Genomic DNA, 1,825 nt, shown 5'->3' with positions numbered 1-1,825 from the left:
AGGCGTATGCGCATCGCGCCTATGAGGCGCCGCAAGGCGAGGTCGAGATCACGCTGGCACAGATCTGGGCCGAGCTTCTCGGTGTGGAGCGGGTCGGACGCCACGACCACTTCTTTGCGCTCGGCGGGCACTCGCTCTTGGCGGTGCAACTGATGGAGCGGCTGCGGCGGCGGTCACTGCGCATCGAGGTGCGCACCTTGTTCGTCAAGCCGGTGCTGGCGGACCTGGCTGCAAGCCTCAGTAGCCATCACGAGATGGCGGTCCCGGCCAACCTGATCGGCGAACAGAGTCCGGCGATCACGCCAGAGATGCTGCCGCTGATTGAGCTGACGCAGGGCGAGATCGACCGGAGCGTCGCCACAGTGCCCGGCGGCGTCGGCAACATCCAGGACATTTATGGCTTGTCGCCACTGCAGGACGGCATCCTGTTCCATCATCTGTTGGCGACAAAGGGCGATCCGTACCTGCTGGTCTCGCAGATGGCGTTTGCGGACCGTGACCTGCTCGAGCGCTATCTTGCCGCGGTTCAGCGGGTGGTGGATCGGCACGATATCCTGCGGACGTCGTTTGTCTGGGAAGGGCTGTCGCGCCCGGCCCAGGTGGTGTGGCGGAACGCGCTGCTGGAGGTGAGCGAGGTCGAGCTGGACGGGTCTTGTGGTCCGGGCGACGCGCAGCTGAAGCATCGGTTTGATCCGCGCCAGCACCGCATCGAGCTTGGCCGGGCGCCCTTGTTGCGGTTTGTGATTGCGCGCGAGCCCGGCAGCGCGCGCTGGCTGCTGCTGGAGCTGCAGCATCATCTGATCGGGGATCACACCACGCTGGAGCTGATGCATGCCGAGGTCCGGGCCGTGCTGGAGGGACGCGAGCATGAGCTGGCAGCCCCGCAGCCGTTCCGCAACCTGGTGGCGGCGGCACGGCTTGGCGTGGGTGCAGACGCGCATGAAGAGTTCTTCCGGGGACTGCTGGGGAACATCGATGAGCCGTGCACGCCCTTTGGCTTGTGCGAGGTCCAGGGCGACGGCCGCGGGACCCGTGAGGCGCAGCGGATGCTGCCGCAGGCGCTCAGCGTGCGGCTGCGGGTGCAGGCGCGGCGGCTGGGGGTGAGCCTGGCGAGCCTGTGCCATCTGGCCTGGGGCCAGGTGGTGGCGCGCAGCAGCGACCGCGAGCAGGTGGTGTTCGGCACGGTGCTGTTCGGCCGCATGCATGGCGGGGCGGGTGGCGACCGCGCGATGGGTCTGTTCATCAACACGCTGCCGCTGCGGCTTGACCTGGACGGGACCGGGGTCGAGGCGAGCGTGCGGACCACCCACGCGCGGCTGGCCGAGCTGCTCGTACATGAGCATGCCTCGCTGGCGCTGGCGCAACGCTGCAGCGGCGTTGCGGCGCCGGCGCCACTGTTCAGCGCGCTGTTGAACTACCGCCACAATACGCCGGCGGCGGTCTCCGCCTCTGCAGCCGATGATGTGCTGCCCGGCATGGAATGGCTGGGCGGGGAGGAGCGCACCAACTATCCGCTGACCCTGTCGGTGGAGGATTTTGGCGAGGCGCTCGGGCTGACGGCGCAGGTGGCGGAGGGCGTCTCAGCGGATCGGGTCTGCGGCTACATGCAGCACACGCTCGCGCAGCTGGCGGAGGCGCTGGAGCGGGCGCCGAACACGCCGGTGCGGGAGCTGGACATCCTGCCACCTGACGAGCGGGCGTATCTGCTGGAGGAGCTGAACCGGACGGCGGTGACGTATCCTGAGCAGCAGTGCATCCATGAGCTGTTTGAGGCCCAGGTGCGCCAGGCGCCGGATGCGGTGGCGGTGGTCTATCAGGACCAGCG

1 protein-coding gene is annotated in these 1,825 nt (G+C 68.4%); it reads left to right on the top strand.

Features of this window, described 5'->3' with window-relative positions; translation table 11 throughout:
* On the top strand, window positions 1-1,825 hold a 1,825-nt coding region (locus tag AB3X96_RS42325; protein WP_368594387.1), incomplete at both ends, for a condensation domain-containing protein.

Source organism: Paraburkholderia sp. BR13439 (genome assembly GCF_040948805.1).
In the GTDB taxonomy this organism is placed as follows: Bacteria; Pseudomonadota; Gammaproteobacteria; order Burkholderiales; family Burkholderiaceae; genus Paraburkholderia; species Paraburkholderia youngii.
The sequence above is the reverse complement of the archived record's forward strand: the minus strand, read 5'-3'. Positions and strand labels throughout refer to the sequence as shown.